The organism is Micromonospora sp. NPDC049900 (assembly GCF_044461025.1).
Lineage (GTDB): Bacteria > Actinomycetota > Actinomycetes > Mycobacteriales > Micromonosporaceae > Micromonospora.
On record NZ_JBITKM010000005.1, the window covers coordinates 331,995 to 347,042 of the forward strand.

Sequence of the window (15,048 nt, forward strand, 5' to 3'; positions counted from 1 at the left end):
CACTTCACCTCGCCGGGAAGGAGACCGGGTCCATCGACCTGGCGGTCCCCGGCCTTCACGGTCGTCGTTCGGTTGTCTTTCGGGGGGCTCTGGCCCAATGGGTCAGGAGCGGGTACCCGGCCTTCCCCGTGGGTCGGGTACCCGCGTCCCTGACGCGACCGAGGAGCGACTGCGTGACGACGACCGACATACGCGAATTCGACGTCATCGGCGAGCACGCCGGGGCGGCCCGACTGTTGGAACAGACCCTGTTCGAGGTGAAGCGGGTCATCGTCGGGCAGGACCGGCTGGTGGAGCGGCTGTTGACCGCGCTGCTGGCCCGGGGGCACTGCCTGCTGGAGGGCGTACCGGGGGTGGCGAAGACGCTCGCCGCCGAGACCCTGGCCACGGCGGTGGGCGGCAGCTTCGCCCGGATCCAGTTCACCCCGGACCTGGTGCCGTCGGACATCCTCGGCACCCGAATCTATCGCCCGTCGACGGAGAGCTTCGACGTGGAGCTGGGACCGGTGATGGCCAACCTGGTGCTCGCCGACGAGATCAACCGGGCTCCGGCGAAGGTGCAGTCGGCGCTGCTGGAGGTGATGGCCGAGGGGCACGTGTCGCTCGGTGGACGCACCTATCCGGTGCCGACCCCGTTCCTGGTGCTGGCCACCCAGAACCCGATCGAGTCCGAGGGGGTGTACCAGCTACCGGAGGCGCAGCGTGACCGGTTCCTGATGAAGGTCGTGGTCGACTACCCGACGGACGACGAGGAGCTGGGCATCCTCTATCGGATGGGCACCAGCAGCCCGGCCGCGCGGTCGGTGCTCGACCCAGGCCGACTGGTGGCGCTCCAGGCCCGGGCGCGCGAGGTGTTCGTCCATCATGCGTTGGCCGAGTACGTCGTACGCCTGGTGCTGGCCACCCGGGACCCGCGCCGCTTCGGGCTGGCCGACGTGGCGGACCAGCTCGCGTACGGGGCCAGTCCCCGGGCCACGCTCGGCCTGGTCGCCGCGGCACGGGCGCTGGCCCTGCTGCGGGGCCGCGACTACGTCCTTCCCGCCGACGTGCGGGAGATCGCCGCCGACGTGCTGACCCACCGGCTGGTGCTCAGCTTCGACGCGGTCGCCGACGACGTGGACGCCGGTGAGCTGGTGCGGCGGATCGTGGAGGCGGTGCCGCCGCCGCAGATCGCCCCCGCTCAGGAGCAGCAGGGGCCCGGCCTGGGGGCGGCGGCGTGAACGCGCACACGACGAGTGTCGGGCGGCTCGCACCGCAGCGTCGGCTGCGCCGGTTGGAGTTGACGGTCACCCGCCGCCTGGACGGGCTGCTGCACGGCCAGCACCTGGGGCTGCTGCCCGGTGCGGGCAGCGAGCCGGCGGGCAGCCGCGAGTACCGGGCCGGTGAGGACGAGGTTCGGCGGATGGACTGGTCGGTGACGGCGCGTACCGCCGTGCCGCACGTGCGGACCGTGGACGCGGACCGGGAGCTGACCACCTGGACGCTGGTGGACGCCACGCCCAGCATGGACTTCGGCACCGCCGAGTTGGAGAAGCGGGAACTGGCGGTGGCGGCCGTGGCCGCCGTCGGGTTCCTCACCGCCGGCACCGGCAACCGGCTCGGCGCGCACCTGCTCGGTGACGCGGGGGTACGCCGATTCCCCGCCCGTACCGGACGGCACCACCTGATCAGTCTGCTGCGGACGCTGATGGAGGTGCCCCGGGGCCGGCCCGCCACCCAGCCGGTGGCGCTGGCCGACGGGATCGACGGGTTGCGCCGCTCCGCCGGTCGGCGTGGGCTCGCCGTGGTGGTCTCCGACTTCCTCGACGGCCTGCCCGACGAGGGGATGGGCGGCGCGGACGGGCCGCCGCCGGACTGGGAGCGACCGCTGCGGCGGCTGGCCGCCCGGCACCAGGTGCTCGCGGTCGAGGTCCGCGACCCACGCGAACTGGAGCTGCCCGACGTCGGCCTGATCACCCTCGTCGACCCGGAGAGTGGTCGGCGCCGCGAGGTGTCCACCGGCAGCCGCAAGCTGCGGGAACGGTACGCGGCGGCGGCAGCCGCCCAGCGACTGGCGGTGAACCGGGCGTTGCGTCGGGCCGGTGCGTCACACCTGCCGTTGAGCACCGACCGGGACTGGATCACCGACATCGTCCGTCACGTCCACGCCCAACGACGGCTCGCCCGAGCCACCCGACCGGCTGGAGGGAGAAGCGCGTGAGTTGGGAGTCCCCGGAAAGGTTGTGGCTGCTCGCCGGGGTGGTCGCGCTGGTCGTCGGCTACCTGGTGACGCAGCGGCGACGCAGCCGGTACGCGGTACGGTTCACCAACCTGCGACTGCTGGACAAGGTCGCGCCGAGCCGTCCGGCGTGGCGTCGACACGTACCCGCCGGTCTGTTCGTCGCCATGTTGGCGCTGCTCGTGGTCGGGTTCGCCCGGCCCACCGACGAGGTACGCGTGCCGCGTGAACGGGCCACCGTGATGGTCGCGGTGGACGTGTCCCGGTCCATGCTCGCCGACGACGTACCGCCGGATCGGTTGATCGCCGCCAAGGACGCGGCCCGGGAGTTCGTCGCGGACCTGCCGGAGGAGTTCAACGTGGGGCTGGTGGCGTTCGCCGGCAGCGCCCAGGTGATGGTGCCGCCCACCGGCGACCGGGAGGTGATGGCGGCCGGTATCGACCGGCTCGACGAGGGCGTCACCGGCGTGCAGGGCACCGCGATCGGCGACGCCATCGACGCCTCGCTGGAGTCGATCCGCACGCTGGACGCGCAGGCGGTCACCGAGCCGCCACCGGCCCGGGTGGTGGTGCTCTCCGACGGGGCCAACACCACCGGACGCAACCCCACCTCGGCGGCGGGCGACGCGGTGGAGGCCGGGGTACCCGTCGACACCATCTCCTTCGGCACGCTCGACGGTCAGATCGGCGCGGGTCAGCGCGTACCGGTCGACGGGGAGACCCTGCGGGTCGTCTCGGAGCAGTCCGGGGGCGGCTACTACGAGGCGGGCAGCAGCGCCGAGTTGCGCGAGGCGTACGCCGACATCGGTTCGTCGGTGGGTTACCGGATGGAACGCCAGGACGTGTCGGCCCGGTTCATCGGTGGCGGGCTGGTGCTCGCGCTGCTGGCCGCGGCGGCGTCGATGTTCTGGTTCTCCCGCCTGCCGTGACGACTTCGAAGGGACAGTTCATGACGAGCACGATTCCGGGCCTCGGTGAGCCGCGCGGGCCGCGATTCGTCTCCCCGAACCTGCATCCCGGTGCCGCCCCGAACGGCGTACCGAGAGGCACACCGGCTCCGCCGGGCGTACCCACCGGGGCTGGTGGGGCGGTCGGGCCGGACACGCCGCCGGACGTCTCCCCCGGCGGTGGGCCGTCGCGGTGGCCCCGGATGTTGCTGGTCGGGTTGACGCTGGTGGCGGTCTCCGCGGGCGCCGGTGGGGTGGCCGGTCACCTCGCCGCCCGCGACGACGCGCCGGAGGCGGCGGAGGCCGCCGCACCGCCGCTCGCCCTCGGGCCCGGTGGCGACCTGGTGGCCGCCGCCGACCGGGTCCTGGCCGGGGTGGTGTCGGTGCAGACCTCGTCCGGCGGGCGCGGTGCCTCCGGTTCCGGTTTCCTCATCGACGACCGGGGGCACGTGGTCACCAACGACCACGTGGTGGCCCGGGGCGGCACCATCCAGGTGGTCGGTCAGGACGGCCGTCGGTTGACCGCGCGGTTGGTCGGCCGTGATCCGGGTACGGACATCGCCGTGCTACGCGTCGATCCGGGCAACGGGCTGCGCCCGCTGCCGCTGGCCCCGACCGGGCAGACTCGGGTGGGCGAGCCGGTGCTGGCCGTCGGTTCGCCGCTGGGGCTCTCCGGCACGGTGACCGCCGGGATCGTCAGCGCGCTGGACCGCCCGGTCCGGCTCGGTGGTGGCGCGCGGCAGCCGGCGGTGCAGACCGACGCGTCCATCAACCCCGGCAATTCGGGCGGGCCGCTGGTCAACGGTCGGGGCGAGGTGGTCGGGGTGAACACCGCCATCGCCACACTGGAGGGGGGCGGCAACATCGGGATCGGTTTCGCGGTCCCGATCGACCGCGCGTCGCAGGTGGCGCAGAGGCTGATCGCGAGAGGGTGACGGGACATGCGGCTGCTCGTGGTGGAGGACGAGGAGGACCTGGCCGGCGCGTTGCGGCTCGGGTTGGTCCGCGCCGGTTACGCCGTCGACGTCGCGGTGGACGCGGCGCAGACGTACGAGCTGCTGCTGGTCAACGCGTACGACCTGATGCTGTTGGACGTCAACCTGCCCGACGAGGACGGGTTCGCGGTGTGCCGGGCGATCCGCTCCGGCGCGGTGGAGGTCGCCGCTGGGCAGGACCTGCGGGTGTTGATGCTGACCGCCCGGGGCGCGCTCGGCGACCGGGTACGCGGGCTCGACGAGGGCGCCGACGACTACCTGGTGAAGCCGTTCGCCCTCGCCGAGCTGCTGGCGCGGGTCCGGGCGCTGTTGCGGCGGGACACCGGCGGCACCGGGGCGGTGCTGACCGTCGGGGCGTTGACGCTGGACGTGGCGCGGCAGGAGGCCCGGCGGGGCGTACGGGAACTCCAGCTCACCCGCAAGGAGTTCGGGGTGCTGGAGTACCTGATGACGCATCCCGGTCGGGTGGTGCCCGCCGAGGAACTGCTGGAGCACGTCTGGGACGCCAACGCCGACCCGTTCACCGAGACGGTCCGGGTCACCGTGGGTACGCTGCGGCGCAAACTCACCGGCACCGACACCGAGCCACCGATCGAGACGGTGATCGGGCGCGGCTACCGGTTGCGAGAGGTGGCGGCGTGAGCGAGGTGGCGGCGTGAGGCTGTTCCGGTCGATCCGGTTCCGGTTGACGGTGCTCTACTCGACGCTGTTGTTCGCGTTGGCCGGGGCGGGGCTGGCGGTGGCGTACGTGGCGGTGGACCGGGCGGTGGACCCCAAGCCGATCAGCAAACGGTACGAGGCGCAGCTCTACAAGCAGAAGGAGGACGGCCGGACGGTGGCCACCGGCACCACCATCGAGGTGGCCGAGGTGCAGCAGATCGAGGACGAGGTCAACCTGCGGCTGTTGCAGACCGTCCGGGACTACTCGCTGATCGCGCTCGGTGGACTCTTCGTGGCCAGTCTCGGCATCGGGTGGGTGCTGTCCGGGCGGGCGTTGCGTCCGGTGGGCGCGATCGCGCGTACCGCCCGGGACATCCAGGCCACCGACCTGTCCCGCCGGATCCGGCTGGCCGGTCCCCGCGACGAGCTGCGGGATCTCGGCGACACCATCGACTCGATGCTGGACCGGCTGGACCACGCCTTCCACGCCCAACGTCAGCTCATCGACGACGCCTCGCACGAGTTGCGCAGTCCGCTGGCGATCATCCGGGCGAACCTGGACGCGTCGCTGAACTCGCCGGAGGCGACCGAGCCGGAGCGTACGGCGGCGGTGGCGACGATCGACCGGGCGACCACCCGGATGTCGCGGCTGGTGGAGGATCTGCTGGCCACCGCACGCCGGGACGCCGACGCGATGGCCGACACCGACGTCGACCTGAGCGCGGTGGCCCGCGAGGCGGGTGAGGACTTCGCCCCGCTGGCCGCCGGGCGCGGGCTGCGGCTGCGGTACGCGCTCGGCACGGACCTGGGTCTCATCGGCGACCCGGACGCGTTGCGCCGGGCGGCGGGCAATCTGCTCTCCAACGCGGTACGCCTGTCCCCGCTGGGCGGTGCGGTGCACGTGGCGACCGGTCGGTCGGGCGGTTGGTTGTGGCTGGCGGTGGCGGACGAGGGGCCGGGTATCGCCGAGGACGACCAGCGCCGGGTCTTCGACCGGTTCTGGCGCGGCGAGACCGGGCGGGGCGACTCGGGTGACCGGCGTACCGGGCTCGGGCTGGCCATCGTGCGGCAGATCGTGGAGTCGCACGGCGGGCAGGCGGCGGTCTTCTCCCGGCCCGGCGCGGGCAGCGTCTTCGTGTTGTGGTTGCCCGCCGCGGACCGGGCCGACGACGCCCCACCGCCGGTCACCGCACCACTCTGACCTGGCCTTCTGCCGCGTGGCTGCCGGGCCGGGACGGGCCCGACGCCGGGCGCGGGCATCGGTGGGCGGCGGGCATCGGCAGGATCTGTCATGCAAATGTCATCCAACCGTGCGGTCCACTCCAAGGTCGTTGCGCAGTGTGGTGGTCGATCGGGACGGCGCCTCGCGTCGCCGGCGTCGACGACGAAGGAGACCGCTGTGGTGATGCCGTGGCCCTGGCCGATGCCCGACGACCACTCCTTCCGTGCGCTCTGGGACGAACCGCAACACCACGACGAGGACGTCCGCCTGGCCGCCCTGGTCGCCCAACGACTCAGCGCCGACTGGACCACCCGACGGCAGCAGATCACCGTGATGGTGCAGAACAGCGTGGTGATCCTCACCGGGCTGGTCGGCAGCGCGGAGACCCGCCGGGCCGCCGGTGAGCTGGCCTGGGACGTCGAAGGTGTGGTGGACGTCTGTAACGCCCTGCGGCTGGCCAACACCCGGCGCAGCCGCCACTGAGCTTCGGCTCGCCCGTACCGCCAGGCACCGGCTGGTACGGGCGAGCCGGATCTGTTCACCCCGTGTCGCCTATCCCCCGGCCAGGTCCCGCGGCCGGACCGGTCCCGGGCCCCTCCCCCAGGGCCCGGGATCGGGCGACACGACCCGTCGCGGTGTCGCTCGCGGAACAGCACCGGAGACGACGACGGTCCCGCCCGCCGATCGGCGAACGGGACCGGGCATCGCGACCGGGTCGGTCTCCGGTCAGTGGGCGGAGTCGGCGGCAGCGCCGCCGAGCCGGGCGAAGGCGTCGGCGCGGGTCTCGACGAGCGGGAACACCTCGTCCAGGCGGGTGACCTGGAGCACCTGACGGATCAGCGGCGACCTCGTCACCACACAGAGCGCCGCGCCACGCTCGGCGAGGCGGTGGTGGGCCCGGACGAGCAGTCCCAGCGCGGTGGAGTCGATCAGGTCGGTGCGGCCGAGGTCCACCATCACGTGGCCGCCCATGTCGGTCGCGTGCCGCAACGCCAACTCCAGGGCGTCGCCGGTGTCGAGGTCGACGTCACCGGCGATGGTCACCACGGTCACGCCGTCGAGGTGCTCGATGCCGGTGACGCCGCCGGGTACGCCGTCGGAGGCCGGGCCGAGTCGGGTGCAGTGGGCGCATCGGTGCGGACCGTCGGCGAGCGGGGAGCCGCTCCAGCCGTGCTCGGAGAGCAGCGTCCACACCACCTCGCCGCCCGAGGGCGCACCCGACCCGGTGACGATGTCACCGCAGTTGTCGCAGGTCAGAGTGACCAGGTGGTCGTCCAGTCCGACGGCCATAGCGCGCTCCTTTCCACACGGAGGGGTTTGACCCACCCTGCCGACGGCAGGTGGCGGGTACCGCGCGGACGCATGACGGTTGCGTGACGAATGGATTTCCGGCCGTCGGTGGGTCGGATGGCTGACGCGAGGTGTCGAACCCCCTGCCCGATTTGCAATGATTGATATAGAGAGATCAACCGATGCCGGGATCTTCCGGGAGGTCGCAGATGCGCAACGGACTACCCACCGACGAACCGGTCGGCACGCTGGACGTGGTGCACCGGTTCCGAGGCCCGATGCCGACCGGGGTCACCGTCTCACACCGGGGGCGGATCTTCGTCAACTTCCCCCGCTGGGGTGACGAGGTGCCCGCGACCGTGGTCGAGCTGCGGCGCGGACGCGAGGTCGCCTACCCCGACCGGGCGTGGAACACCCCGTCCGGCAACGACGACCCCTCCGCCTTCGTGTCGGTGCAGAGCGTCGTGGTCGACCCCGCCGACCGGCTCTGGGCGCTCGACACCGGCAGCCCGATGTTCCAACCGACCGAACCGGGCGGGCCGAAGCTGGTCCGCATCGACCTGCGCACCGACCGGGTCGCCCAGGTGATCACGTTCCCGCCCGACGTGGCACTGCCCACCTCGTACCTCAACGACGTCCGTTTCGACCTGCGGCGCGGCGAGGCGGGTCTGGCGTACCTCACCGACTCCGCCGACGGGGCGCCGAACGCGCTGATCGTGGTGGACCTGGCCAGCGGCGAGTCGTGGCGCCGACTCAACGACCACCCGTCGACCAAGGCCGCACCGCTGGCCGACTTCCGCCCGGTGGTCGAGGGCCGCCCGTTCCTGGTCCGGCCGCCGGACGGCCCGCCGCAACCGGTGGGCGTCGGTGCGGACGGCATCGCCATCTCCGCCGACGGGGCCCGGCTCTACTACTGCGCCCTCGCCACCCGCCGCTGGTACAGCGTCGCCACCGACGCGCTGGCCGACCGCACCCTGGACGACGCGGCGGTGGCGGCGAGCGTGGTCGACGAGGGAGACAAGGGCGGCGGCGCCGACGGGCTGGAGTCCGACGACGCCGGACGCCTCTACCTCACCAACTACGAGCACAACGCGGTGCTGCGCCGACGACCCGACGGCGGGTACGAGACCGTGGTGCACGACGCGCGGCTGCTCTGGCCGGACACGCTGAGCGTGGCCGTCGACCGACACCTGTACGTGATCGCCAACCAGGTGCACCGGCAACCGCCGTTCAACCGGGGACGGGACCTGCGCCGCAAGCCGTACGCGCTGTTCCGCACCCGGATCGACGCCGGTCCGGTGCTGCTGCGGCCCTGACCTCGTTCGGGTGGTCGGCGGCACCGCCCACCCTGACGTGCCGCCGACCGCACGTAGCGTCGAGGAGCAACGCCCACGAGCGGAGGAGCGGGTCGTGACCGAGCCGGAGGAAGAACGCGAGAAGACCGCGAAGACCGACCAGGTGCTCTTCTCCCCCGACGGCGACCCGCACCACGACCCGGCGCAGGCACCACAGCCCGACGAGCATCTGCCGTCGCTGTTCTCGCACGACGGCGAGACCGACGTGGTCGACGACGAGCAGTGAGCACGGGCACCCCTGCCCGGCGGCGCTGACGGCGACCGTCAGCCGGGTCGGGTCGACAGCGCGGCGGCTTGCCACCCGCCACCCCGCCAACTGATAATCATCGATGTTCCTTGAGCCGGACGACCATGGGCACCGGGCAGCCCTCGATCGGAACAGCCCTGTCCGCACCCCGTCCGGAGGACACGCCCCGATGAGAACGGCGATCAGACTGTGTTGCGCCGCCCTGGCGGCCATCGCGTTGACGGCGCTGGCCGCGCTGTCGATCCCGACCCCCGCCTCGGCAGCGACGCTGACCGAGGTCACCAACTTCGGCACCAACCCGAGCAACCTGCGCATGTACCTCTACGTGCCGGACCGGGTCGCACCCCGGCCGGGGCTGCTGGTCGCGGTGCACTACTGCACCGGCAGCGGCCCGGCCCTGCACTCCGGCACCCAGTTCGCGTCGCTGGCCGACCGGTACGGCTACATCGTGGTCTACCCGTCGGTGACCCGCAGCAGCCAGTGCTTCGACGTCTCCTCGCCGCAGGCGCTGCGCCGGGGTGGCGGCAGCGACCCGGTGGGCATCATGTCGATGGTGGACCACGTCCGGCAGCGCTACCCGGTCGACCCGTCACGGATCTTCGTCACCGGTGTCTCGTCCGGCGCGATGATGACCAACGTGCTGCTCGGGGTCTATCCGGACGTGTTCGCCGCCGGTGCGGCCTTCGCGGGCGTACCGTTCGGCTGTTTCGCCACCACCAACGGCTCGGAGTGGAACAGCGAGTGCGCCAACGGGCAGGTGACGCGTACCCCGCAGCAGTGGGGTGACCTGGTGCGGGCCGCGTACCCGGGCTACACCGGAGCGCGACCGCGCATGCAGATCTGGCACGGCACCAACGACGACATCCTGCGGTATCCGAACTTCGGTGAGCAGGTCAAACAGTGGACGAACGTGCACGGGCTGAGCCAGACCCCGACCGCGACCGACAGTCCGCAGGCCGGCTACACCCGGACCCGCTACGGGAGTAGCGGCGGCACCGCGCCGGTCGAGGCGATCAGCATGCAGGGGGTGTCGCACAACCTGCCGGTCGACGCCGCCGGGGCGCTGCGGTTCTTCGGCCTGGACGGCACGCCGCCGACCACCACCCCGACGCCGACGACCACCCCCACCACCCCACCGCCGACCCCGACCGTGCCGCCGACCCCGACCCTGCCGCCGGGTACGGGCTGCCGGGTGGGTTACACGGTCAACGCCTGGAACACCGGGCTGACCGCCTCGGTGACGATCACCAACACCGGCCCGACCCCGGTCGACGGCTGGAGTCTGGCCTTCACGCTGCCCGGCGGGCAGACCATCACCGGCGGCTGGAACGCCACCTATGCCCCGTCGTCGGGTGCGGTGACCGCCCGTAACGCCGCCTACAACGGCACCATCGCCCCGAACGCCTCGGTCACCATCGGCTTCCAGGCGACCCACGGCGGCAACACCGCCGCACCGTCGGCCTTCACCCTCAACGCCACGCCCTGCGCGATCGCCTGACCCCGGACCGGCGTACCCCTCGCCACCGGGCGGCGGCGCCCGCGCGGTCCACGTCCGCGCGGGCGTCGCCGCGTCGTAACCGACCACCACCGATCCACACCCCGGAGGAACCGCATGCTGCTCAGGACAACGAAGGGACGACCACGGCTCGGCCTGGTGGTCGTCGCCGCGCTGGTGCTCCTCGGCACCGCCGAGACGGTCACCGCGCCGGCCGCACGGGCCGCCACCGTGGACCCCAACGCCACGTACGCGTTCGTCAACCGGCACAGCGGCAAGGCGATGGACGTGTGGAACTGGTCCACCGCCGACAACGCCCCGGTCAACCAGTTCACCCGCAACGACGCGGCGGTGCAGCAGTGGCGCTTCGTCGACGCGGGCAACGGCTACTACCAGATCCGCTCGGTGCACAGCGGCAAGGTCCTCGAACTGCCCAACGCCAACGACGGCGTCCAACTCGTGCAGAACACGCCGGTCAGCGGCAACAACCGGCAGCACTTCCGGCTGGCCGACTCCGACGGCGGCTACGTCCGCTTCGTCAACCGGCACTCGAACAAGGCGCTGGACGTGTGGGAGTGGTCCACCGCCGACGGCGGCATGATCTCGCAGTACCAGGACGTCGGCGGCACCAACCAGCAGTGGCAGTTGGTGGTCCTCGGCGGTTCCAGCGGCTGCGGCACCGGCGCGTTCCAGGCCGAGGCAGTCCTGAACGGTGGCACCTGGACCGCCCGCAACGGCGGCAGCACGGTCTACACCGGCACCGACATGCGTGCCGCCGTGCAGGCGGCGGTGAACAGCCTCAGCGCCGGCCGGACCAGCAAACAGCGGGTCGTGGTCCGGGGTTCCGGCACGATCAGCGCGGGCTCGCGCATCTCGCTGCCCAGCTACACCACGATCGACGTGTGCGGCACCATCAACGTCACCGGCTCAGGCTCCGGTGACCAGGCACCGATCTACTCCCGCGGCACCACCCAGGTCGAGGTGCAGAACCTCAGCGTCACCGGCGCCCCGTTGTACGGCATCTTCATGCGCAACGTGACGAACGTGATCCTCGGGCAGATCGACATGCGGCTCTCCGGCGGCCTGGGCGTCCGCATCGACAACCGGGGCGACACCAGCCAGTGGTCACGCAGCATCCGCATCGACAACGTGTACGTCTCCGGCGCCCGGTCCCACGCGGTCGAGACGTACGGGGTGGACGGGCTGACCATCGGCACGGTGACCGCCCGCAACGTCGGCGAGTCGGGTCTGCTGCTCAACGAGACGATCAACGCCACGGTGACCACGGTGGACGCGGAGAACGCCGGTACGGGTACCGGTTACGCCGCCTTCCGGGTCGCCAACCGCGCGGGTCGGATCGGCTCGTCGTACCCGATCAACATCCGGGTCGGCACGGTCCGGGCGCGCGGCGGAGGCCGGGGTGTCTTCTGTGTCTCGGAGTCCGGCGGCACGGCGATCAACCGGGTGGACATCGCCAACACCGGCAACAACGCCGTCCTGATCGAGAACTGCACCGGCGTGGACATCGCGGCGGGCGGCGGCACCATCAGCGGTGGCGGGGAGGTCCGCCTGGCGGCCCGTGCCGAGTTCCCCGGCAACCGGGACATCACCCTGCGGAACTTCACGCTGGCCAACAACCGGATCGTGGAGAACCCCTGCGCCACCAACCTGACCATCAGCAACGTCACGCTCTCCAACGCGAGCATCAGCCGCTGCTGACACCCGCGCGACCGCGCCCGGCGCACCGACCGCGCCCGGTGCGCCGGGCGCGGTCGGCGGCGTGCGGTATGCGGCGTGCGGTATGCGGCGTGCGGCGTGAGGAAGGGTCCCCTGCTATGCACGAGGCGTTAGCAGGGGACCCTTCCTTTCATCTCAGCTCGCGGTACAGGTGGGGGTGGCGGTCGGGCCGGTCCCGTTGCCCTGGAAGCCGAACTCGGTGGTGGTACCCGCGTTGACGGTTCCGTTGTAGCTGACGTTGCGGAAGGTCACGTTGCCGCTGGTGCCGCTGCCCTGGGCGTTCCAGGTGTTGGTCACCGTGCTGCCGCCCGGCAGCGCCACCGTCACCGCCCAGCCGTTGAGTCTGGTCGAGCCGGCGGTGACCCGGACGGTGGCGACGAATCCGCCGGTCCAGGAGTTCAGCGACACGGTCGCGGTGCAGCCGGATCCGCCGGGCGGCGGGGTGGTCGGCGGCGGGGTCGTGGGCGGCGGAGTGGTCGGCGGCGGAGTGGTGGTGGGCGGCGGGGTGGTGCCGCCCGCGTTCAGGGCCTCCAGCGTCGAGTTGTACGCGGCCTTCTTGTTGCCGCTGCCGTCGAAGAGCAGCGGGGTGCCGCCGGAACGCCACGAGTCGGTGTCCCGGATGCCCCACACCGTGATGCCGGTGCAGCGGGCGACGGCGAGGCAGTCGGTGACCACGCCGCGGTACGCGTTCGCCTGCGAGGTGCCGGAACCCTCGATGTCCAGCTCGGTGATCTGCACGTCCACCCCGAGGGCGGCGAAGCTGGAGAGCGTGGTGCGGTAGTTGCCCGGGTAGGGCGAGTTGGCGTTGAAGTGCGACTGGAGGCCGACACAGTCGATCGGCACACCGCGCTGCTTGAAGTCCTGGACCATCCGGTAGACGGCCTGGGTCTTGGCGTGGGTCCAGTCGTCGGTGTTGTAGTCGTTGTAGCAGAGCTTGGCACCGGGGTCGGCGGCCCGGGCGGCGCGGAACGCGGCCTCGATCCAGTCGTTGCCGGTGCGCTGGAGGTTCGAGTCGCGCCGGGCGCCGCTGCTGCCGTCGGCGAACGCCTCGTTCACCACGTCCCAGGAGTGGATCTTGCCCCGGTAGTAGGTGGCGACCTGGGTGACGTGGTTCAGCATCGCGTTACGCAACTGGGTGCCGGACATGTTCTGCATCCAGCCGGGCTGCTGCGAGTGCCAGGCCAGGGTGTGCCCCCGGACGGACATGCCGCGCGAGATGGCGTGGTTGACGATCCGGTCCGCGTTGGCGAAGTTGAACTGCCCCTGCTGCGGCTCCGTCGCGTCGATCTTCATCTCGTTCTCGGCGGTCACCGAGTTGAATTCGCGGTTGAGGATGCCGACGTAGGTGGAGTCGGAGAGCTTGTTCGCCGCCACGGCCGCGCCGAAGTAGCGGCCCTTCTCGGCGGCCGAGGCACCCAGGGTGGTCGCGGCGCTCGCGCTGGAGGCCACCACCACGCTGGTGGAGATGAGGGCGAGACCGACGGCGGCCGAGACCAACGCGATGCGTGGCCGCAGTCGGGGAGCCGGACGCCCGCTGCCGCGGGCGAAGGCGTTGTTCATGGCATGAGCCTTTCGACGAAGCCGTGCTTGATGGAAGCCGGCCCCGACTACTGCCCAAACATGGTGGCTCCCGCCGTCTGCGCGGATGCCCGTGAGCCGCGCCGGTCGGTGCCTGCAGCCCGCCACCATGAGTAGATCGAGGCTGTTGTATCGAAAACAGTATCGAAACACGTCTGAAAGCTCAACGCGCACCGACACACTTTCGACACATCCGAGCCGGACCTGCGTGCACCTCGCCGCGGGATAACCCTGTGGCCAGGGCGTCAGCCGGTCCCGACCGACAACTCCGGAAGTTTCGGTGCACCGGACCGGTCCGCCGACCCGGAGAACAGGTCGGCGAGCCACCGCATCTGCCGACGTACGTGGGTGGCGTCGCCGTGCTCGTGGCCGTTGAACGGGTACACGTGCATGCTCCGCTGCGGGGCGGGGCCGCCGGTGCCGGCACCGTACTGGTTGTAGGCGGCGAAGACGGTGCTCGGCGGGCAGACGGTGTCCCGCAGCCCGATCCCGAAGTGCGCGGGCGCCTGCGCCCGCCGGGCGAAGGCGACCCCGTCGACGTAGGACAGGGTGCGCCGGACCGCCGCCTCCGCCTCCCGGTGCACGGCCAGATAGCTGACGATGTCGCCGTACGGCGCGGCGTCGGTGATCTCGATGGCCCGTTGCACGTGACACAGGAACGGCGCGGTGGTGATCAGCGCGGCCAGGTCGGGCACCAGCCCGGCGACGGCCAGCGCCAGACCACCGCCCTGGCTGTTGCCGGCCGCGACCGTCCGCGCCGGGTCGACGCCGGGCAGGGCACGGGCGGCGTGTACGGCCCGGACCGCGTCGGTGAGCAGCCGCCGGTAGTAGTAGCCCTCCGGCGCCAGGATGCCCCGGGTCACCGGCGTCGGCCCGCCGGGCGTCGCGCCGTGCGGGTCGGGCGTGTCACCCAGGCCGTACTGGCCGGACTGTCCCCGGGCGTCCATCAGCAGGTGCGCGTACCCGGCGACCGGCCAGGTCAGACGCTCGTGCGGCAGGCCCCGGCCGCGCCCGTAGCCGACGTACTCCACCACCACCGGCAGCGGCCCGTCCACCCCGGCGGGCCGGGTGTACCAGGCCCGCACCGGCTCGTCGGCGAAACCGGCGAACGTGACGTCCCAGGTGTCGACCAGACGCAGGTCGGTCGGCTCGGCTCGAACGTCGATCAGCACCGGAGTCGCCGCCGTCGCGTGCAGGGTGTCCCGCCAGAAGGCGTCGAAGTCGGCGGGCTCGACCACGGCCGGGGCGTACCGCCGCAGCTCGTCGAGGGGCAGGTCGAACAGGGGCATGGCACCTCACAGCGG

At 72.0% G+C, this 15,048-nt stretch carries 14 protein-coding genes; 11 read left to right on the forward strand and 3 right to left on the reverse strand.

Going from position 1 to position 15,048, the window contains the following annotated elements; genetic code table 11:
* Nucleotides 1-188 precede the first annotated feature (188 nt).
* From ACIBMZ_RS15370 to ACIBMZ_RS15400, 7 genes are all read left to right on the forward strand, one after another.
* The gene (locus ACIBMZ_RS15370; protein WP_396694177.1) at nt 189-1,220 is read left to right on the forward strand and encodes an AAA family ATPase; all 1,032 of its coding nucleotides are present in this window, start codon (nt 189-191) and stop codon (nt 1,218-1,220) included.
* Nucleotides 1,217-2,200, forward strand: a complete 984-nt coding sequence (locus ACIBMZ_RS15375; protein WP_396694070.1) for a DUF58 domain-containing protein — start codon at nt 1,217-1,219, stop codon at nt 2,198-2,200. The genes ACIBMZ_RS15370 and ACIBMZ_RS15375 overlap by 4 nt, the downstream gene beginning before the upstream one ends.
* The gene (locus tag ACIBMZ_RS15380; RefSeq protein ID WP_396694072.1) at nt 2,197-3,147 is read left to right on the forward strand and encodes a VWA domain-containing protein; all 951 of its coding nucleotides are present in this window, start codon (nt 2,197-2,199) and stop codon (nt 3,145-3,147) included. Before ACIBMZ_RS15375 ends, ACIBMZ_RS15380 begins: the two co-directional genes overlap by 4 nt.
* A 20-nt stretch (nt 3,148-3,167) precedes the next feature.
* Nucleotides 3,168-4,100: a S1C family serine protease gene (locus ACIBMZ_RS15385; protein WP_396694073.1), complete on the forward strand. Its 933-nt coding sequence runs from the start codon at nt 3,168-3,170 to the stop codon at nt 4,098-4,100.
* Nucleotides 4,101-4,106: 6 nt separating this feature from the next.
* The gene (locus tag ACIBMZ_RS15390; RefSeq protein ID WP_396694075.1) at nt 4,107-4,802 is read left to right on the forward strand and encodes a response regulator transcription factor; all 696 of its coding nucleotides are present in this window, start codon (nt 4,107-4,109) and stop codon (nt 4,800-4,802) included.
* 13 nt (nt 4,803-4,815) lie between these two features.
* Nucleotides 4,816-6,021 carry a sensor histidine kinase gene (locus ACIBMZ_RS15395; protein ID WP_396694077.1) on the forward strand — a complete coding sequence of 402 codons (1,206 nt, stop codon included), beginning with the start codon at nt 4,816-4,818 and terminating at the stop codon, nt 6,019-6,021.
* Between the two features lie 204 nt (nt 6,022-6,225).
* The gene (locus tag ACIBMZ_RS15400) at nt 6,226-6,525 is read left to right on the forward strand and encodes a BON domain-containing protein (protein WP_396694179.1); all 300 of its coding nucleotides are present in this window, start codon (nt 6,226-6,228) and stop codon (nt 6,523-6,525) included.
* 243 nt (nt 6,526-6,768) lie between these two features.
* On the opposite strand, the gene ACIBMZ_RS15405 is transcribed toward ACIBMZ_RS15400, so the two are convergent.
* Nucleotides 6,769-7,332 carry an STAS domain-containing protein gene (locus ACIBMZ_RS15405; protein WP_396694079.1) on the reverse strand — a complete coding sequence of 188 codons (564 nt, stop codon included), beginning with the start codon at nt 7,330-7,332 and terminating at the stop codon, nt 6,769-6,771.
* A gap of 209 nt (nt 7,333-7,541) precedes the next feature.
* Between ACIBMZ_RS15405 and ACIBMZ_RS15410 the strand changes: the two genes are divergently transcribed.
* The 4 genes from ACIBMZ_RS15410 (at nt 7,542) to ACIBMZ_RS15425 (ending at nt 12,148) form a co-directional block, all read left to right on the forward strand.
* Nucleotides 7,542-8,648, forward strand: coding sequence for an L-dopachrome tautomerase-related protein (locus ACIBMZ_RS15410; RefSeq protein ID WP_396694081.1), 1,107 nt, complete (start codon nt 7,542-7,544; stop codon nt 8,646-8,648).
* Nucleotides 8,649-8,742: 94 nt separating this feature from the next.
* Nucleotides 8,743-8,913: a hypothetical protein gene (locus ACIBMZ_RS15415; protein ID WP_162854384.1), complete on the forward strand. Its 171-nt coding sequence runs from the start codon at nt 8,743-8,745 to the stop codon at nt 8,911-8,913.
* Nucleotides 8,914-9,103: 190 nt separating this feature from the next.
* Nucleotides 9,104-10,432: a PHB depolymerase family esterase gene (locus tag ACIBMZ_RS15420; RefSeq protein ID WP_396694083.1), complete on the forward strand. Its 1,329-nt coding sequence runs from the start codon at nt 9,104-9,106 to the stop codon at nt 10,430-10,432.
* Between the two features lie 114 nt (nt 10,433-10,546).
* Nucleotides 10,547-12,148 (forward strand): RICIN domain-containing protein, encoded by a 1,602-nt coding sequence (locus ACIBMZ_RS15425; protein ID WP_396694085.1) that lies wholly within the window; start codon nt 10,547-10,549, stop codon nt 12,146-12,148.
* A gap of 153 nt (nt 12,149-12,301) precedes the next feature.
* Here ACIBMZ_RS15425 and ACIBMZ_RS15430 read toward each other — a convergent pair whose 3' ends face one another.
* Both ACIBMZ_RS15430 and ACIBMZ_RS15435 read right to left on the reverse strand, forming a co-directional pair.
* Nucleotides 12,302-13,726, reverse strand: coding sequence for an endo-1,4-beta-xylanase (locus ACIBMZ_RS15430; RefSeq protein ID WP_396694087.1), 1,425 nt, complete (start codon nt 13,724-13,726; stop codon nt 12,302-12,304).
* A 263-nt stretch (nt 13,727-13,989) separates the two neighbouring features.
* Nucleotides 13,990-15,033 carry an acetylxylan esterase gene (locus ACIBMZ_RS15435; RefSeq protein ID WP_396694089.1) on the reverse strand — a complete coding sequence of 348 codons (1,044 nt, stop codon included), beginning with the start codon at nt 15,031-15,033 and terminating at the stop codon, nt 13,990-13,992.
* Nucleotides 15,034-15,048 lie beyond the last annotated feature (15 nt).